Origin of the sequence: Rhodanobacter sp. A1T4, from assembly GCF_014207185.1 — a bacterium.
Classification (GTDB): Bacteria; Pseudomonadota; Gammaproteobacteria; order Xanthomonadales; family Rhodanobacteraceae; genus Rhodanobacter.
The window spans coordinates 35,617-53,868 of record NZ_JACHCP010000007.1 but is presented as its reverse complement, the minus strand read 5'-3'; the positions used below and the strand labels follow the sequence as shown (position 1 = coordinate 53,868).

Below are 18,252 nucleotides of genomic sequence, written 5' to 3'. Positions count from 1 at the left end.
GCTCGCGTCGTTCACGCACGGAGATAAGTGTCATGAATGGAACCCTCATCCTGCTCGATATTGCAGGTTACGTCGCCCTGCTTCTGTGGGGCACACACATGGTCACCAGCGGCGTGCTGCGTGGCTACGGCAGTGCGTTGCGTCGCTGGCTGGGTCGCTATCTGAGTCATCGTCCGGCGGCATTTTGTTTCGGCATGGGGCTGACGGCGCTACTGCAGAGCAGCACCGCGACCGGCATGATGGCGACCTCCTTCGCGGCCAGCGGATTTCTTGGACTGGCGCCGGGGCTCGCGGTGATGCTCGGTGCCAATGTCGGCAGCACGCTGGTCGTGCAGCTGCTGTCGTTCGATATCGCACTGGTTGCGCCGGTGCTGGTACTGGCCGGCTTTGTGGTTCATCGTCGCAGCGACGATGCGCGTTACGAAAACATCGGTCGTGTCGCGATCGGTCTTGGCCTGATGCTGCTGGCGCTGCACTTGCTGGTGCTGTCATTGGGACCGGTTGAAAACGCCTCTGCGCTGCACGGTGTGCTGCAGAGCCTGGCCAGTCAGCCGGTGCTTGCCGTGCTGGTGGCGGCGGTACTCACGTGGGCGTGCCACTCAAGCGTGGCCGTGGTTCTACTGATCGTGTCGTTGGCCACGGCTGGCGTTGTCGATGCACAAGGGGCGCTGGCGCTGGTGCTTGGCGCGAATATCGGTGGCACGTTGCCGGCCTTGTTCGATGCGCATGGCAATGTTGCCAAGCGGTTGCCGTTGGGCAACACCTTGGTACGGTTGTTTGGCTGCCTGATCTGCCTGCCGTTGCTGCATCCGCTGATGCAGCTGCTGGCACCGCTCGGTAATTCGCCGGCGCGCATGGCGGTGAATTTTCATACCGCCTTCAATCTTGCGCTGGCATTGATCTTTATCGTGCCGGTCGAGAGCCTTTCGCGGCTGCTGATTCGCGTGCTGCCCGAACCACCGCGGCCAGCTGATGCCGGCGTGCCCCAGTATCTGGACGAAGGTGCGTTGGACAGTGCCAACGTCGCACTGGCCAACGCTGCCCGCGAATCCATGCGCATGGCCGACATGGTCGAAAACATGCTGAAGGGATTGGTCGAGGTGTTCGGCAAGGACGATCGTCAGCGGGCAGCGGCCATCAGCCGCATGGACTCGACGCTGGATCGCCTCGGTGTGGCCATTCGCGAATACCTGGCCGGTCTCGGCGGCGAAGCGTTGAACGAGGAGGACACAGAGCGCACCCAGGAAATTCTGACCTTCGTCATCAATATCGAGCATATCGGTGATATCACTGCCAACAATCTGATGGAATTTGCCGCCAAGAAGGCGCAACGGGGGCAGGATTTTTCGGCAGACGATATCCAGGATCTGGCGCTGATGCATGGTCACGTGATGGAGAGTCTGCGGCTGGGCATGACGGTATTTCTGCGCAGCGATTTGCGTGCTGCGCAGAAACTGTTCGCACGCAAGGAAGTGTTGTGGCGGTTGGAAAACGAGATTTCAGAGCGGCACATTCGCGCGTTGCGCGAACGCCGCGATGAAGGCGGTGCGGGTGATGTCTATCTGCGGATCCTGCGTGATCTCAAGCGAATCCACTCGCATCTGGCCGCGCTGGCTTATCCCGTACTCGAACACGCCGGGTTGTTGCAGGATCGGCTGATTCGCGAAGCGGTCGGCGCATCCTGCGCCACCCCATGACGATGAACCTCATCACCATTCACAGCATGAAGAAGGAGAACACCTGCCTTGGACCCGGATTCCAGAAATAGATTAGCCATAAGTCGATCACTCAGAACCAGATCACCGAATATCCTGCCGTCGTTCTGACGCCGCATGCGCGCACGCTCCATCAAGGAGTGGTGCCCGAACGCGGCGGCCGTTGATGGCCTGACCGCGGTTCGGGATGCGCCCGGCAGCTCTTATCGGAGCCGCCAGCTTTCCCTGCCGTTCCCGCGCTGCGCCGACTCTGCCCAGTCGGTGCACGCATGAGCCTGTTGCATGAAGGGGAAGCCCATGCGCTTTCAAACCACAAAAAACATGACCTGTCGTTTCGCCATGGCGACCCTGATCCTCTCGCTGGGGGCCTGTTCGCACGCGCCAAAAGAGGCGCCACCGCAGCCAGCGGTCATCGATGATCACGGCCTGTTGCGGATACCCGAGCACTCGCCGCTGCGCACGCGGCTGCAGGTGCAGACGGTCGAGTTGCGCGCGCTGCCGCACACACTCGCCGCACCGGCGATGGTCGAGGCCGATCCGGCGCGTACGGCCAATATCTTGCCGTCCCTATCCGGCAAAGTGGTCTCGCTGAAGGTCGGTCTTGGCGACACGGTGCACCGCGGACAACTGCTTGCGGTGATCGGGTCGGGTGATTTTGCGCAGGCGGTTGCCGATGTCGCCAAGGCCCGCGATGCGCTTGACCTGGCGAAGAAAAGCCTCGACCGAGCGAGCGGGGTGCAGCAGGCAGGCGGCGCGGCGGTCAAGGATCTGCAGGCTGCGCAAAGCGGCTACAACCAGGCGTTGGACGAATACCAGCGCGCGCAGACGCGACTGGCGGCAGTTGGCGGTACGGCCGATAGCGGCAAGCATGCTGCCGGTCCCGGCATCAGCGTGCTCGCGCCGATGGACGGCAGCATTACCGCGCTGTCGATCGCACCAGGCACCTACGTCAACGACGTTACCGCGTCGATGATGACCATTGTCAATCTCGATTCGGTTTGGGTCACCGCCAATGTGGCCGAAGACGATCTCGCACTGGTTGTGCGCGATGAGCCCGTCGACGTAACGCTCTCCGCCTATCCGGGCAGCGTGCTGCACGGTCGCGTCAGTTCCGTCAGCAGCGTGTTGCAGCCCGATACTCGCCGCGGCATGGTGCGCATCACCGTCAGCAATGCCGATGGCCGCCTGAAGCCCAACATGTTCGCCACCGCTACGTTCGCTGCGGCGCAACCGGCGCAGGTGTTCGTACCCGAGTCGGCTCTGCTGATGAACAACGACAGCACCACCGTGCTGGTCGAGGTATCGCCGTGGACGTTCCAGCGTCGCACCGTGCAGCTGGGCGATGACGAAGGCACCGGCACGCGTGTGCTGGCTGGCCTGCGTCAGGGCGACCGCGTGGTGGTGAAGGGTGGAGTGTTGCTCAATGATTGATGCCATCCTGCGGTTTTGTTTCCACCGCCGCGTGCTGTTCCTGGTGGTGACGGTGCTGGTTGCGCTGTTCGGGTACTACTCCTGGACGCAGCTGGCGATCGAGGCCTATCCCGAACTCAGCGACGTCACGGTGCAGGTCACCACGCAAGTGCCGGGCCTGGCTGCCGAGGAGATCGAGCAACAGATCACCACGCCGCTGGAGCGCGGACTGTCCGGCACGCCAGGTCTGGTCAATATCCGCTCCAGCAGCACGTTCGGGCTGTCGCTGATTACCATGGTTTTCAAGGACGGCGCCGAAGATTACTGGGAACGCCAGCGCGTCACCGAGCGGTTGTCGCAGGTCACGCTGCCGACGGGGATTACGCCCAGTCTCGACCCGGTTTCCGGCCCGGCCGGCGAGATCTATCGCTATACGTTGGAGTCGGACAGCAAGAACCTGATGCAGCTGTCCGAGCTGCAGAACTGGGTGATCGTGCCGGCCCTGCAGCAGGTGCCCGGGGTGGCCAACGTCGACGTGTTCGGCGGATTCACCAAGGAGTTCCAGCTGGAGCTCGATCCGGCCCAGCTGCTGCGCTACAAGGTCAGCGTCAACCAGGTCAGCAGCGCCATTTCGGCCAACACTGCCAACGCGGGCGGCGGCCGCATCACGCGCGGCGAGCAGTCGTACATCGTGCGCGGCATCGGCATGGTGCATACGCTGAAAGATCTTGGCGATATCGTGGTCACGCAGTCCAATGGCGTGCCGGTGTTCGTGCGTGATCTGGGCAAGCTGCAGTACGGCCATCAAGTGCGCGAAGGCATTCTGGGCAAGGACAACAACCCCGACACGATCGAGGGTATCGTCGATCTGCTGAAGTACGAGAATCCGTCGCGCGTGCTCGAAGGCATCCACGCCAAGGTAGCTGAACTCAATCAGCGACTGGCTGCGCAGGATGTGCGCATCGTGCCGTATATCGATCGCGACGACCTGGTCAAGGCGACCAAGGAAAAGGTGCTGCACACGGTGATGGAAGGCGTCGGCCTGGTCTGCATCGTGCTGATCCTGTTCCTCGGCAACATGCGCGCGGCGCTGGTGGCGGCGGTGGCGATTCCGATGTCGCTGGTGACTGTGTTCATCCTGATGCACTTTCTCAAGATGCCGGCGAATCTGTTTTCGCTGGGCGCGATCGACTTCGGCGTGATCGTCGATGGCACGATCGTGGTGACCGAGGCGATCCTGCGTCGGCGCGAGGAGAAGCCGGACGAACCACTGACCGAAGACGATGTGATGACGATGACTTCGCATGTCGGTCGCTCGATCTTCTTTGCCACGCTGATCATCATCACCGCGTATGCGCCGCTGCTCGCATTCGAGCATGCGGAAGGCAAGCTGTTTGCACCGATGGCTTTCACCGTCGGCTTTGCGTTGCTCGCCGCGCTGTTATGCACCATCACACTGACGCCCGGGCTGACTTTCATTGCGCTGCGCAAGCCACGCAAGCTGTTTCACAACAAGCCACTGGAACGATTGCAGCATGGCTACAGTCGCTTGCTCGATCGGCTGTTGAATCATCTGCCGCTGGTCTACGTGATCACCGGCGTGGCGCTGCTCGCCGTGGTGCTGCTGGGTGGTTCGCTGGGCCGCGAGTTTCTGCCGGACCTGGACGAAGGTTCGCTGTGGCTGCAGGTACAGATGCCCACCGGTCTGTCGCTGGACAAGGCCAGCGAGATGACCGGCGAGCTGCGCCGCGCGGTGCGCGAGTTTCCCGAGGTGTCGTACATCGTCACCCAGCTCGGTCGCAACGATACCGGTACCGATCCTTGGACGCCCTCTCATGTGGAATCTGCCGTCGGCCTGACGCCTTACAGCAGCTGGGCCAACGGCGAGACCAAGGCGCAGTTCCTGCGCAAGTTCAACACGCGCCTGCAGCAGCTGCCTGGCATGAGCATCGGTATCAGCCAGCCGATCGTCGATGGCGAAAATGACATGATCGGTGGCGCACACAGTCCGCTGGTGATGCGCATCTACGGTGACGATCTGGTCGAGATGCGGCGCATCGGCAATAGCATCGTGGATGTGCTCAAGGGCGTGCGCGGTACCGCCGATGCGTCGATCTTCCAGGAGCCACCGATTCCGCAGTTGGCGATCCAAGCCGATCGCATGGCAGCCGCACGTTACGGCATCAATGTGGCCGATATCAGCGCGCTGATTCAGACGGCCATCGGCGGCGCACCGATCACCCAGGTATATGTCGGTGACCGCACCTACAACGTCACCGCGCGCGTGCCGCAGGCGGTGGCCAACAATCTGGAGGCGATCGGCAACCTGCCATTGTCTGCTGCCAGCGGCGCGCAGATTCCGCTGAAAGAGGTTGCGCACATCAGCCTGAAGACTGGTGAGAGCACCATCTCGCACGAGAAGAACGAGCGCGCACTGACCATCCGTGTCGACAACCGCGATCGCGCGCTGTCGGAGTATCTGGCCGACGCGCAGCAGCAGATCGACCGGAAGGTGCATTTCGACAAGCAGGTTTATCGCACCGAGTGGGCTGGCACGTTCGAGAATCAGCAGCGCGCGCAGGCGCGTCTGATTGTGGTGCTGGGCCTGGTGATGGCGATCATGGCAGTGTTTCTGTACGCCGAGTTCGGCAAACTTCGGCAGTCGTTTCTGGTGCTGGCCGTGGTGCCGTTGGCTACATTAGGTGGACTGATTTCGTTGCACCTGCGCGGCGAGACGCTGAACATTGCGACGGCGGTCGGCTTTATCGCGCTGTTCGGTGTGGCGGTGCAGAACGGCATCATCATGATCTCCAACATCAATCGCGTGCGCGCAGGCGGTTTGTCGATCGAGGAGGCGGTAGTGGCCGGTGCCACCGAGCGGTTCCGTCCGGTGCTGATGACCGCCACAGTAGCCAGTGTCGGCATGCTGCCTGCCGCGATGGCTACCGGCATCGGCACCGACGTGCAGCGCGGGCTGGCATCCGTCGTGGTCGGTGGCTTGCCGATCGCGACCCTGCTGACGCTGTTTATCCTGCCGGCGTTCTACTTCGCGATGGAGTACGCCATCGAGCGCCGCGCCGCCCGCAAGTCACCTGTGGCGGGGGAGAAATGAGCATGCGTATTTCACTGACGTCGATGTGCGCATCGCGCCGTCCGCAAGGAGACCAGACGATGAAAGTTCTTAATTACGGACTACCACACCATCACGTAATGGCAGTTCGTTCCGTCATCTTGCTGATGCCTCTGTTCGTGGCCGGCTGCATGGTTGGCCCGAACTTCAAACAGCCGTCCGCACCGCCGGTCGATCACTACTCCGCGCAGCAGTTGCCGGTACCGATGGGTGCCGCCGGTGGCAACGATGCCCAGCACTTCGTTGCGGATATGCAGGTGCCTGCGCAGTGGTGGACGCTGTTCCATTCGTCGGCATTGAACCAGCTGATCACGCAGGCGCTGGCATCCAATCCGGGCATGCAGGGCGCGCGCGCTGCGCTGCGCCAGGCGCAGGAGAACGTGGCGGCGCAAAAGGGCTCGTATTACCCGTCGGTCGATGCCGGCATCAACACGACCCGTCAACGCAACGCATCGACACTGGCCAGTCCGCTGCAGTCCAACGCGAACTACTACACGCTGACGACGGCTCAGGTCAGCGTGTCGTACATGCCGGATATTTTTGGCGGTAACCGGCGTGCGGTGGAGTCGCTGCAGGCGCAGGCCGATGCACAGCGTTTTCAGCTGGAGGCGACCTATCTCACATTGACCTCCAACGTGGTGCTCGCCGCGATCCAGGAGGCCGGCTTGCGCGCGCAGATCGCGGCAACACACGACATCATCGATGGCCAGTCAAAGATTCTCGACACGGTGCGTCGTGAATTTGCCTTGGGTCAGTTGGCCGAGTCCGATGTCGCCGCGCAAGTCGCGTTGCTGGCGCAGGCACAGGCGACGTTGCCGCCATTGGAAAAGCAGCTGGCGCAGCAGCGCGATGCGCTGGCGGCTCTGCTGGGCAATTACTCCAGCGACGATCTGGCTGCCCATTTCAGTCTGGCCGATCTGCAACTACCGCACGATCTGCCCCTTTCGATTCCCTCGCAGTTGGTGCGACAGCGGCCCGATGTGCGTGCGGCCGAGGCGCAATGGCATGCGGCCAATGCGCAGGTTGGCGTGGCCATCGCCAATCGTTTCCCCAAGCTCACCCTGACGGCGGGAGCCGGTAGTTCGCCCACGCGTTTCAACGACATCTTCAAGGATGCGACGAATTTCTGGAATCTTGGCGCCAACGTCGCGCAGTCGATCTTCGAAGGTGGCAGCCTGATGCATCAGGAGCGCGCCGCGAAAGCAGCCAACGATCAGGCCGAGGCGCAGTATCGCGGCACGGTGATCGCCGCGTTCCAGAACGTGGCCGATACGCTTTATGCGATCCGTTCGGATAACGATGCGCTTGCTGCCGCACAGACTGCCGCCAGTGCGGCATCGAAAAGTCTGGTCATCGCCCAGCATCAACTGGCTCTGGGCGATATCGGTGAGGCGGTGCTGCTCACGACCCAGCAGACGGCACAGCAGGCGCAGATCGCGCTGGCCAGTGCGCAGGTCAGCCGCTATGCGGACACCGTTGCACTGTTTCAGGCCTTGGGCGGTGGTTGGTGGAATCGGCAGGACGTACCGGGTGCGCAAAGGACTTCTGGCGTTGCGCCGTTGGCGGACGCTCGCGCGCAATAGCGCCAAGCGAAATCAGGCGCTGCTGCACTTCCACGCCAGCATCGCTGGCAGCTGGTTTGCCTGGTGTCAGGCAGATTCGTTGTCAGCGGCGCGCCGCCGATGCCGCCACCACAGCACCAGCAGCAGTATCACGATGATGCCGACAAGTACCCACAGGCTGCTTTGTCCACGCCCCATCCATGTCATCAGCCACTCGTGATTGTCGGCGCCGAAATAGCCCAGATAGACCCAGAACGGCACGCTGATCAGCGCGGCGAGTCCGTCCATCAGCAGAAAGCGTACAAACGACACGCGATGGCTGATGCCGGCAGTGATGTAGACGGTGGTGCGCATACCGGGCAGAAAGCGCGCGATGAACAGCATGCGGTTGCCGTAGCGGACGAATTTTTCCTGCACCATCTTGTAGCGGGCAGGCGTCAGGATACGTGACACAAAGCGCCATTTCAGGATGTTCGCGCCGTAGCGGTGACCGAGCAGAAAGATCGCCGAATCACCCAGCAGCACGCCGAACATTGCCAGCGCAAACATGCCGTGCACGTTGACGTAGCCGAGCCCGGCGATGACGCCGCCAGCGACCAGAGTCACGTCTTCGGGCAGCGGCAGACCCGCGCCGCAGATCATCAGCGCGATAAATACTGCAACGTAGCCGTTCTCGGCAAAAATCGTGACCAGTCGTTCGAGCAGATCCATGCGTGCCGGCGCGCGGCCGGTGGTTGGCGGCAAAGCGGCATCATCCCACACGTTGCATGACCATTGCCCGTGGGGCGACAGTCTGCCCCACGGCGAAGCCACGTTGCGCCGCCTCAATTGCCTCAATCGGCACGATTTTCAGCTGATTCAGCGCAACGCCGCAAAAGCGTCATACGCCAACCTGGTGATCGCCGATTTCAGTTACGGTCACGCGCCTAGCAGGCCTCGCACTGTGCGAAAGACGCTGCCGGGGCGCTAAGACAGCGGGTCGATGACCAGACAATGTGCCTTACGGTGCACGGGAGCGCCAGGCATGCGGGATTACCTGTCATCAGGAATGCTGGCGGTATGTCTTTGTGACATAACCGGCTAGCTCAGGTCCGAGGTAAACAGTTCGCGAATCGGCAGGAGGGCACGCAGCTCGTCTTTCTCGGCCGCGGTCAACTGGTTTATGCGACTTTCCAGATCACGTTTCCGCATGAGGCTTGTCTGATGCTCCAGCCGGGCTATCGCGTCGAGGAATTCGCGACTTTGCCTTTCCGGCTCGCCCACTGAAATGGCCGCCATCAGCTTCTGCAGCGCTGGATATTCCTCGCGCTCGGCAAAATGTTCCACCAGCATCGCCGAGTTGATACCGGGGCGCGAGCGCGCAATGTCGAGCAGTTCGATCAGCAGGCCGATACCGGGTTTGTCGAGTTGCGAAAAACGATAGGGCTTCTCGAGGTGGTCAGCGACGCCTGGCTGCGCGAGCAGTAACGCGATGGCGCTGCGCACCAGTGAGCGTTGTACCGCAACCGGCCGTTGCACTGCGCGCTGCGAGGATGGCTCGTGCTGTACCAGTGCACGCGCGCCGCTGCGTCGCTCCAGCTCCTGGCCCATCAAGTCCCGAAACGCGCCGTCGGGTAATTTGGAAATCAAGGGACGCGCGCGTTCAGCAAGACGCGCGCGTCCGTCGAGGCTGCCCATTTCGACATCGTGCGAGAGTTCGTTGAAGAAATAATCCGACAGCGGCATCGCTTCCTTGATGCGCTTCTCGAAGCCTTCCTTGCCTTCTTTGCGCACGAGCGAATCCGGATCCTCGCCGTCGGGGAGAAACAGGAAGTACGCCTGGCGCCCATCGCGCAAGCGAGGTAGCGCCGATTCCAGCGCTTTCCATGCGGCCGCGCGGCCGGCGCGATCGCCGTCGAAACAGAACACCACGTCTGGCGCGGCGCGGAACAGCACTTCGGTATGTTCCGGGGTGGTCGCGGTGCCCAGCGTAGCGACTGCAATCGGCAGCCCCGCCTGATGCAATGCGATCACGTCCATATAGCCCTCGACCACGACGATGCGCTGCAGGTTGGTATTGGCCTGCTTCACCTGCCACAGGGCGAACAGCTCGCGGCCCTTGTGAAACAGCGGCGTCTCGGGGGAGTTGAGGTATTTAGGTGTCTGCTCGGCCTGTAAGACTCTTCCGCCAAAGGCGATAACGCGACCGCGCCGATCGAGAATCGGAAACATCAAACGCTCGCGGAAGCGGTCGTATTTGCGGCCCTGCTCGCTGCTGGCCACCATGCCGGCCTCGTTGAGCAACTGCAGGCGCCGCTCGCTATTGCCCAGCGACTTGATCACGCCGTCGTAGCCGGCCGGCGCCCAGCCGATGCGAAAGCGCTGGATGGTTTCCGCATCCAGCCCGCGTTTTTTGCAATACGCCTGCGCGTCCGTGTTTTTCGGCAGTTCGCTCTGATACCAGCTGGCCGAGCTGTCGAGCAGGGCATAGAGGTCGGTCTTGTCCTCGCGCGGTGCCCCCTCGCGACCACCTTCGCGAGGTACCGTCATGCCCAGCGTCTGTGCGAGTTCCTCGACTGCGTCGGGAAACTCCAGCCGCTCGTAGTCCATCAGGAACTTCACCGCACTACCGTGCGCGCCGCAGCCGAAGCAATGGAAAAACTGCTTGGCCGGACTCACGTAAAACGACGGCGTGCGCTCGTTGTGGAAGGGACAACAGGCCGTCCACTCGCGCCCGGCCTTCTTCAACGGCACACGCCGCTCGATCACGTCGACGATGTCGACGCGGGCAAGCAGTTCATCGATAAAGCTGTCGGGGATAAGGCCGCGCATCAGATCACTAGTCTAGCGGTTGCAGGTATGGAATTTGGCCGGGCGAAGCGGCGCGCGGCCCAAAACAAACGGCGCCCGAAGGCGCCGTTCGAGGTGTCGCTGATCAAGCCGGTCAGAACAGGTGGACGATACCCACCAGGCCCAGCACGATGATCAGGAAAATGATGATGAAGATGGCAAACAGCACCTTGGCGATGGTCGCCGCTGCGCCGGAAATGCCGCCGAAGCCGAGCCAGCCGGCGACGAGCGAGATGATGGCGAAAATGATGGCCCAGTGTAAGGGATGCATGGGATGCCCTCTTTGATGTAGGTAATGGCCGGAATGGCCGCACGCAATTGGTGCGGCATTCTTAGGGCATGACCGTGAAGAGAATGCATGAATTGGCGGGCCGACCATGAATATGTCACGTTCGCAGAATATTGCGCTGCGTTCGTCCCGCAATCCGCGTCCGGCGCGCGACGAGGCTCAGCCCAGACGCGCCTTGATCTTGCCCGACACCACGGCCATGTCGGCGCGGCCAGCGGCCTTTTCCTTGACCGCCGCGACCACCTTGCCCATGTCGCGGGCCGAGCTGGCGCCGGTCTCGGCTATTGCCGCGGTCACTAGCGCATCGATCTCGGCATCGTTCAACTTGGTCGGCAGGTAGGTTTCGATCACCGCCATCTCGTCGCGTTCGATCACCGCCAGATCCTCGCGACTGGCCGCCTCGAACTGGCTGACCGAGTCACGCCGCTGCTTGAGCATCTTTTCCAGTGCGGCGAGTACCTGGGTGTCATCCAGCTCGATCCGCTCGTCCACTTCGCGCTGCTTGATCGCCGCCAGCATCAGACGGATCACGCCCAGTCGATGCTTCTCGCCGGCGCGCATGGCGTTTTTCATGTCTTCGGTGAGCTGATGTTTGAGCGTCATGCGGGGTATCTCCAATAGAGAGGAAATGGCGTCGAGGTAGTCATTCTACGGAAACGACAAAGCCGGCGTTGCCCTGGAGGACAACACCGGCTAGATCGATCCAATGTGCTTGCGGTGGCTGCGAGCGGCTCTTGGTTAGAGCTGGCGCCAACCGTGTTTCCTGTGTGCCTGGCGCGAAGCGCCGGCGGACCTGCCGATGAACGGCAGATCGGGAAACTCAGTACAGGCGGGTCTTGCGCGACACGTCACGCGACAAGCGGCGCAGGTGGCGCTTGACAGCCGCCGCGCGCTTGCGCTTGCGCTCCTGGGTCGGCTTCTCATAGAACTCGCGCTTGCGCGTTTCAGCGAGCACGCCGGCCTTTTCGCAGGTACGCTTGAAACGACGCAGTGCGATCTCGAACGGCTCGTTCTCGCGAACTTTTACGTTGGGCATGGAAACTCCGAGTGGTAATCTGCCCGCGGATACGGGCCTGTTGAATAGGGCGAGCCGCGAAGTATACCGTGCATACCACTGAATTTTCAAAGCCCCGATGAAGCCCGATCTGATCAAGCCCGATTTGACGGGCTCATTCCGATGAAACCCGACTTGAACAAGCCCGATCTGGTTAGCCCCGACCTTATGAAACCCGATCTGATGAAACCCGTACTGGGTATCGAGACCTCCTGTGACGAGACCGGCGTGGCGCTGCTGCGCTGGGAGCCGGATGCGCCCGGTCGCGGGTTGCTGGCCCACACCCTCTACAGCCAGATCAAGTTGCACGCTGACTACGGCGGGGTGGTGCCCGAACTGGCCAGTCGCGACCATGTGCGCAAGTTGGTACCGTTGATCCGCCAGGCGCTGGCCGAGGCCGGATTGACCGTCCAGGACCTTGGCGGTGTGGCTTATACGGCCGGCCCCGGGCTGGTCGGCGCGCTGCTGGTCGGCGCCTCGGCTGGCCGCGCGCTGGCCTGGGCGCTGGGGGTTCCGGCGATCGGCGTGCATCACATGGAAGGTCACCTGCTGGCACCGCTGCTGGAGGACGATCCGCCTGAGCCGCCGTTCGTGGCTCTGCTGGTATCCGGTGGCCACTCGATGCTGGTCGAGGTGAAAGCCATCGGCCAGTACACGATTCTGGGCGACACGCTGGACGATGCCGCCGGCGAAGCCTTCGACAAGACCGCCAAGATGATGGGCTTGCCGTACCCCGGTGGCCCGATGCTGGCGAAGCTGGCCGAGGATGGGCGCGCGGGCGCCTTCCGCTTTTCCCGCCCGATGACCGACCGGCCCGGGCTGGATTTCAGCTTTTCCGGGCTCAAAACCCAGGTGCTGCTGGCCTGGCAGCAGTCCGACAAGAGCGATCAGACGCGCGCCGATATCGCCCGCGCGTTCGAGGAGGCCATCGTCGACACGTTGATCATCAAGTGCCGTCGTGCCCTGCAGGCCAGCGGTGCGCAGCGGCTGGTTATCGCCGGCGGTGTCGGCGCCAATCGACGATTGCGCAGCGAACTGGCCACGGCCGGCGCGAAAGATGGCTTCAAGGTCTACTTTCCGCGGCTGGATTTCTGCACCGACAACGGGGCCATGATCGCCCTGGCCGGTGCGATCCGCCTGGCCAGTGGGCAGCATCAGGATGATTCGGTGCAGGTGTATCCGCGCTGGGACTTGCAAAGTCTGCCGGCGGCTTGATCGAGCCTTGTCTTCGGTGTTGCCAGTCACGCCTTAGACTCACGTGATCCGACATTCCCCGACATATTCCAGTAGAAAGCGCTCGATTAAGTACCCTGGCGTTGCCGCACAGGCATCTGCGAATGCTGCGAACAGAGAGCGTCCGATATCGGAAACGCATGCTCCACGGCCATGCGCAACATGGTCGGTGTGACGTAATGCCGATGTACGTAGTCGATCATCGCCATGTAGACGTGCCCGTACCGATTCTTGCAGCGCACGCGGGTACCGATGGTGATGTCGATGCGCTCGGCATCGACAATCTGCACGCCGACACAGGATCGAAAAATCAGATGCTTGTCGTTGGCGCCCAGAATCACCTGCGCGCGTGCATTGCCGTCGATGGATTGATCCAGTACCGGGTAGCGTTGATCAAACAGGTTGCACGTTCGGGGTGATAGCAACGAAGACACCGGACAGCCAAGCGGCGAGGTGCGAAGGCCAATCGGTTTCACCAGCCAATTGCGCAACGCCATCATTCGGGAGACGTTTGGGGGCGGGTTTTCCAGAAAGCCGTTGAGCAGTCGGCTGAGTAGCGTCGCCGCGGAGGCATGACCAACATCCTTGCCATTCAAGCTGATAAAAAATGTGTCCTCATGATGGAAGGGTTGATCCGTTAATTGCTGACACAGCAACGAACCGGATGGAGGTTCTGCCAGTTCCATGACGGCGTGGTCACCACCGCTTCTGGTAAGAAAGCCGGTTGATCTTAGCCACGCACCCGATCTGCCACGAATGAGTCCCAATGATCCGCGCGCGTATTTGCAAAGAAAGCCTTGCAATGTCCCCGGCGCTGCATCCAGCGACAAATCGGTGGTGGGTATCTGGATGCAGTGGCTCGAAAGGTTGTTGACCAGTTCGGCGACCGTTGGCGGCAGCAACATGGTCAGCGATGGGACGTTGGCTTCGCCGGCAAGTACTTCGTCTCTGATGGCATCGGGCAAATCACCACCCAACTCATTGGTGTGGCATGACAGCGCGAAGAAGGCTGGGTGCAGACGATTCTCCGATTGTGGCGCGAATTGATGCCAGGTATCGCCACCAAAGCGCACAGTAAACAAAGAGTCGGGCGGGATATTGATGTAGCGAAGAGCGTGAATGAAACTTTGCGGATCACGTTCGATTTGCTCGGGCGAGGCAGTAGAAAAACGCAGCTGCACGCCGCCGCTGCCGGAAACAGCGGTGAATACGCGATGGCCCGCGTGCCGATGAAATGGATGGCCGCCTGGACCAACCGCAAAAGAATGAAGGGCGGTCGCATCGCCGTGTTCGAAGTCGGTGCTGCCGAGCCGTGCCGATGGTTCTTCCAGCGCATCGACAAAGGTCTCGTGCGCCTTCTGACGCGCTAGCGCTCCGGCATACAGACTGTCACCCGAGCCATGTCCAAGCTGCGCTATCAGAGAGACTTCAACAGGCAGGCAGCCTGTGCGGGTGGGAAGTCGCACGGACGGAAAGGTCTTAACCGCTTTCGCATGCTTCGACATGACGTTCTCCGGAAATGGCTGGCGTATTACCTAGGTGCTGGCCTTTTTAGCGGCCAATTTGCGGGACTCACGCTTGAGCGGTCCGGCCGTGGGGCAGATTTCAAATGCAAAGCCGGTCAGGGTATTGACCAGGCTTTCCTTGTTCAGCCGATAGAAAACGAACTGTCCGCGCCGTTCGCTGGTGACCAGGCCCGCTGCGTCCAATAGCGACAGGTGGCGGGAGATTGCCGGCGCGCTCATGGCAAAGCGGCTGGCAATGTCGCCTGCGGTCAGTTCCTGTGCCGACAGATACGCGAGGATTTCCCGCCGTGGGCGTGAAGCGAGCGTTTCGAAGATACGGTCGACAGTCATTAGGCTTTTAACCAATTAACGTATTAGTTAAATATATAACTAGAAAAAAGGAAGTCAAGCATGAGGTGAATCGTTCAAGTCGGAACTAGATGCGGGTGCTTGGTCAGCGTGAACGACGACTCACCATTGTGTGCGCTCGGGCAACAGACCCTTGAGTTCGGCATCGGTGAGATTGCGCCACTGGCCGATTTTCAGGTGGGCGAGCTTGACGTTGTCGATGCGCACACGGCGCAGTTGGGTGACGCGGTAGTCGAATGCGGCGGCCATCAGGCGGATCTGTCGATTCAGCCCCTGGGTCAGTACGATCGAGAAGCCGTACTTGGCGATGCGGCGCGTACGGCAGGGCTTGGTCAGCTGGCCGTGGATGCGCACGCCCTTGGCCATGCCGCTGAGGAATTCATCGGTGATGGCCTTGTTCACCGCCACCAGGTATTCCTTCTCGTGGTGGTTTTCGGCACGCAGGATTTCATTGACGATGTCGCCGTTGCTGGTCAACAGGATCAGACCTTCGGAATCCTTGTCCAGCCGCCCCACCGGGAAAATCCGCTGCGGATGATCGACGAAATCGACGATATTGCCGTCCACGCTTTGGTCGGTGGTACAGGTGATGCCGACCGGTTTGTTCAGTGCGATATAGACGGCCTTCTTGCCGCCCGGCGTGGCCGCGAGAATGCGTGCCTTGACGATCTCGTCGTCCACGCGCACCTCGTCGCCGTCCAGCGCCTTGGCGCCGGTCGTGACGACTTCACCGTTGATGGTGACGCGACCGGCAAGCAGCAGCTCGTCTGCCTCGCGGCGAGAGCAGATGCCAGCTTCGCTGATGTATTTGTTGACGCGCATGAGACCGGAAATGTGGGTGACTTTGGCTTTTATGTTCGTCATTCCAACGAAAGCCGGAATGACGAACACATCAGGTTATGAAGCGTCCAGTGGGTAATGTTTTATGCGACAAGGAGCATCCTGACCTTCTTCATGATGACAAAAGCCATCCAGATACTGATAACGCATCCGAACGGTTTGTCCGATCTTCGGCCAGCGCTTCCTCGGCACATTATTCTGGTAGTCGGGTGTTTCCGGATCGAAGGTGATCGTGTCGCCGACCTGAGGGCATTCGGCATCTGCCTGTTTTGGCGTTACCTGTCGAACTTTCGCCTGCAACTGCGGCACCGGTTTCGTCACGCCGGTGATTTCAACGCGCATCTGGCAGATCTGCCATTGGGCAGCCATCGCTGCCTGTGACGTTGCCAGCAGGCATGCGACGCCAAGACTCGCGAATTTACGATAGTGCTCCATGACGATCACATCGACGTCCTTTTTCCTTGTACCGATTTACGACCGCAGCCCGATTCCGCGCTTCAGCAGGGTCAGCGCGATGATCGACAGGCCCGCGACAAACACCAGCATCACGCCGAAGGCCACCCAGATATTCACGTCGGTGATGCCCAGCACGCCGAAGCGGAAGGCGTTGACCATGTAGAGGATCGGGTTGACCCGCGAGATGGCCTGCCACGGTTCGCCCAGCATGTTGATCGAATAGAACACGCCGCCGAGATACGTCAGCGGCGTCAGCACGAAGGTCGGTACCAGCGCGATGTCGTCGAACTTCTTGGCGAACACCGCATTGACGAAACCGGCCAGTGAAAAAATGGTGGCGCCGAGCAATACGGAAAGGAAGGTAATGATCGGATGCACGACATTCAGCGACGTGAAAAACAGCGCGATCAACAGCACCAGCACACCGACCACCAGTCCACGGGCTACCGCGCCGGTGACGTAACCGAGCAGGATCACCCAGTTCGGCATCGGTGACACCAGCATCTCCTCCACCGAGCGGCTGAACTTGGCGCCGAAGAACGAGCTGGAAATATTGCCGTAGCTGTTGGTGATGATGCTCATCATCACCAGGCCAGGCACGATGTACTGGATGTAGCTGAAGCCGCCTTCGATGGTGCCGATGCGGCTGCCGATCAGCTTGCCGAACACCACGAAATACAGCGTCATGGTGATCGCCGGCGGAATCAGCGTCTGCGTCCAGATGCGCATGATGCGCACGATTTCGCGGCGCACCAGTGTCTGCAGCGCGACGAGGTTGGTCGAGGTGCTCATGCCGCTTTCTCCCCGGTGGCGTCGTCGTGGCGTCCGTTTTCGACAAGTCGTACGAACAGTTCCTCCAGCCGGTTGGTCTTGTTGCGCATCGAGGTGACCGTGATGCTGTTGGCGGACAACGCAGCGAACAGAGCGTTGAGATCCTGCGCGCGCGGCATGTCGGCTTCCAGCGTGTGGTCATCGAGGCGACGCAGGACGATGCCCGGCAGGGTTGGCAGCTCGCCGAGGATGCCGCTGATATCGAACACGAAGGTCTCCACGTCCAGCGTCGCCAGCAGACTACGCATGCTGGTGTTCTCGACAATGCGGCCGCCATCGATGATCGCGATATTGCGGCACAGTTGCTCGGCTTCCTCCAGATAATGCGTAGTGAGGATCACCGTGGTGCCAGCGGCATTGATGCCACTGACGAACTGCCACATCGAGCGGCGGATTTCGATGTCGACACCCGCTGTCGGTTCGTCGAGGATCAGCAGCTTCGGCTCGTTCATCATGGCGCGGGCGATCATCAGACGCCGCTTCATGCCGCCAGACAACATTCTCGCCTGATGCTGTGCCTTGTCCCACAGACGCAGCTCCTTCAGGTATTTCTCGGCGCGTTCCGCGGCGATCTTGCGCGGCACACCGTAGAAACCGGCCTCGTTGACGCAGATGTCGAACAGCTTCTCGAACTGGTTGAAGTTGATTTCCTGCGGAACCAGGCCGATCAGCCGCATCGCTTCGTTGCGCTGCTGATTGACGGAAATGCCAAAAATCTTGGCGTCGCCACCGCTGGAATTGACCAGCGAAGAAAGGATGCCGATCAGTGTGGATTTGCCGGCGCCGTTAGGGCCGAGCAAGGCAAAAAAGTCGCCGGGTTGCACAGTCAGGCTGATGCCCTTGAGGGCTTCGACGCCGTTGCCGTAGGTTTTTCGCAGATTCTCGACGACGAGTGCGGGTGTTGAGGTCATGAGTGACGCCGTTTGGGGGAAAGCCGCGGGGAAACCCGACGTCTGGTGCGTCTTGAACCGACAGGTTCGAAAAAAATGACGCGCCAGCGTTTGGTCAGCGGCTCTTAGCCACTTATTA

16 protein-coding genes are annotated in these 18,252 nt (G+C 61.1%); 5 read left to right on the top strand and 11 right to left on the bottom strand.

All coding sequences use genetic code 11. The features are described 5' to 3' along the window. Nucleotides 1-32: 32 nt before the first annotated feature. The 4 genes from HDE80_RS15175 (at nt 33) to HDE80_RS15160 (ending at nt 7,838) form a co-directional block, all read left to right on the top strand. Entirely contained in the window at nt 33-1,697 is a 1,665-nt protein-coding gene (locus tag HDE80_RS15175; protein ID WP_184672278.1) for a Na/Pi cotransporter family protein, read from the top strand. Between the two features lie 315 nt (nt 1,698-2,012). Then, the gene (locus HDE80_RS15170; RefSeq protein ID WP_255483822.1) at nt 2,013-3,146 is read left to right on the top strand and encodes an efflux RND transporter periplasmic adaptor subunit; all 1,134 of its coding nucleotides are present in this window, start codon (nt 2,013-2,015) and stop codon (nt 3,144-3,146) included. After that, nucleotides 3,139-6,237 (top strand): CusA/CzcA family heavy metal efflux RND transporter, encoded by a 3,099-nt coding sequence (locus HDE80_RS15165; RefSeq protein WP_184672274.1) that lies wholly within the window; start codon nt 3,139-3,141, stop codon nt 6,235-6,237. Before HDE80_RS15170 ends, HDE80_RS15165 begins: the two co-directional genes overlap by 8 nt. 98 nt (nt 6,238-6,335) lie before the next feature. After that, nucleotides 6,336-7,838, top strand: coding sequence for an efflux transporter outer membrane subunit (locus tag HDE80_RS15160; RefSeq protein WP_184672607.1), 1,503 nt, complete (start codon nt 6,336-6,338; stop codon nt 7,836-7,838). A 66-nt stretch (nt 7,839-7,904) separates the two neighbouring features. On the opposite strand, the gene HDE80_RS15155 is transcribed toward HDE80_RS15160, so the two are convergent. The 5 genes from HDE80_RS15155 to rpsU form a co-directional block, all read right to left on the bottom strand. Continuing rightward, a complete protein-coding gene (locus tag HDE80_RS15155; RefSeq protein WP_184603040.1) occupies nt 7,905-8,528 on the bottom strand; it encodes a DedA family protein in 624 nt (207 codons plus the stop codon). A 369-nt stretch (nt 8,529-8,897) separates the two neighbouring features. Next, nucleotides 8,898-10,628, bottom strand: coding sequence for a DNA primase (gene dnaG, locus HDE80_RS15150; RefSeq protein ID WP_184672271.1), 1,731 nt, complete (start codon nt 10,626-10,628; stop codon nt 8,898-8,900). A gap of 112 nt (nt 10,629-10,740) precedes the next feature. Next, the gene (locus HDE80_RS15145) at nt 10,741-10,917 is read right to left on the bottom strand and encodes a DUF1328 domain-containing protein (RefSeq protein ID WP_184602648.1); all 177 of its coding nucleotides are present in this window, start codon (nt 10,915-10,917) and stop codon (nt 10,741-10,743) included. 177 nt (nt 10,918-11,094) lie between these two features. Further along, complete coding sequence (locus HDE80_RS15140) at nt 11,095-11,538, bottom strand: GatB/YqeY domain-containing protein (RefSeq protein ID WP_184672269.1); 444 nt, start codon at nt 11,536-11,538, stop codon at nt 11,095-11,097. A gap of 217 nt (nt 11,539-11,755) precedes the next feature. Then, nucleotides 11,756-11,971 (bottom strand): 30S ribosomal protein S21, encoded by a 216-nt coding sequence (rpsU, locus tag HDE80_RS15135; RefSeq protein WP_077483322.1) that lies wholly within the window; start codon nt 11,969-11,971, stop codon nt 11,756-11,758. Between the two features lie 201 nt (nt 11,972-12,172). Between rpsU and tsaD the strand changes: the two genes are divergently transcribed. Continuing rightward, the gene (gene tsaD, locus HDE80_RS15130) at nt 12,173-13,204 is read left to right on the top strand and encodes a tRNA (adenosine(37)-N6)-threonylcarbamoyltransferase complex transferase subunit TsaD (protein WP_184672605.1); all 1,032 of its coding nucleotides are present in this window, start codon (nt 12,173-12,175) and stop codon (nt 13,202-13,204) included. 86 nt (nt 13,205-13,290) lie between these two features. On the opposite strand, the gene HDE80_RS15125 is transcribed toward tsaD, so the two are convergent. From HDE80_RS15125 to HDE80_RS15100, 6 genes are all read right to left on the bottom strand, one after another. Beyond that, entirely contained in the window at nt 13,291-14,727 is a 1,437-nt protein-coding gene (locus HDE80_RS15125) for a DUF2867 domain-containing protein (protein ID WP_184672267.1), read from the bottom strand. A gap of 30 nt (nt 14,728-14,757) precedes the next feature. Then, nucleotides 14,758-15,078: a metalloregulator ArsR/SmtB family transcription factor gene (locus HDE80_RS15120; protein WP_184672265.1), complete on the bottom strand. Its 321-nt coding sequence runs from the start codon at nt 15,076-15,078 to the stop codon at nt 14,758-14,760. Between the two features lie 120 nt (nt 15,079-15,198). Then, complete coding sequence (locus HDE80_RS15115) at nt 15,199-15,918, bottom strand: pseudouridine synthase (RefSeq protein WP_184672603.1); 720 nt, start codon at nt 15,916-15,918, stop codon at nt 15,199-15,201. Nucleotides 15,919-15,993: 75 nt separating this feature from the next. Further along, nucleotides 15,994-16,380: a hypothetical protein gene (locus HDE80_RS15110; RefSeq protein WP_221437617.1), complete on the bottom strand. Its 387-nt coding sequence runs from the start codon at nt 16,378-16,380 to the stop codon at nt 15,994-15,996. A 27-nt stretch (nt 16,381-16,407) separates the two neighbouring features. Next, entirely contained in the window at nt 16,408-17,184 is a 777-nt protein-coding gene (locus tag HDE80_RS15105; RefSeq protein WP_184672262.1) for an ABC transporter permease, read from the bottom strand. Further along, nucleotides 17,181-18,134: an ABC transporter ATP-binding protein gene (locus HDE80_RS15100; protein ID WP_184602643.1), complete on the bottom strand. Its 954-nt coding sequence runs from the start codon at nt 18,132-18,134 to the stop codon at nt 17,181-17,183. The genes HDE80_RS15105 and HDE80_RS15100 overlap by 4 nt, the downstream gene beginning before the upstream one ends. Nucleotides 18,135-18,252: the final 118 nt, after the last annotated feature.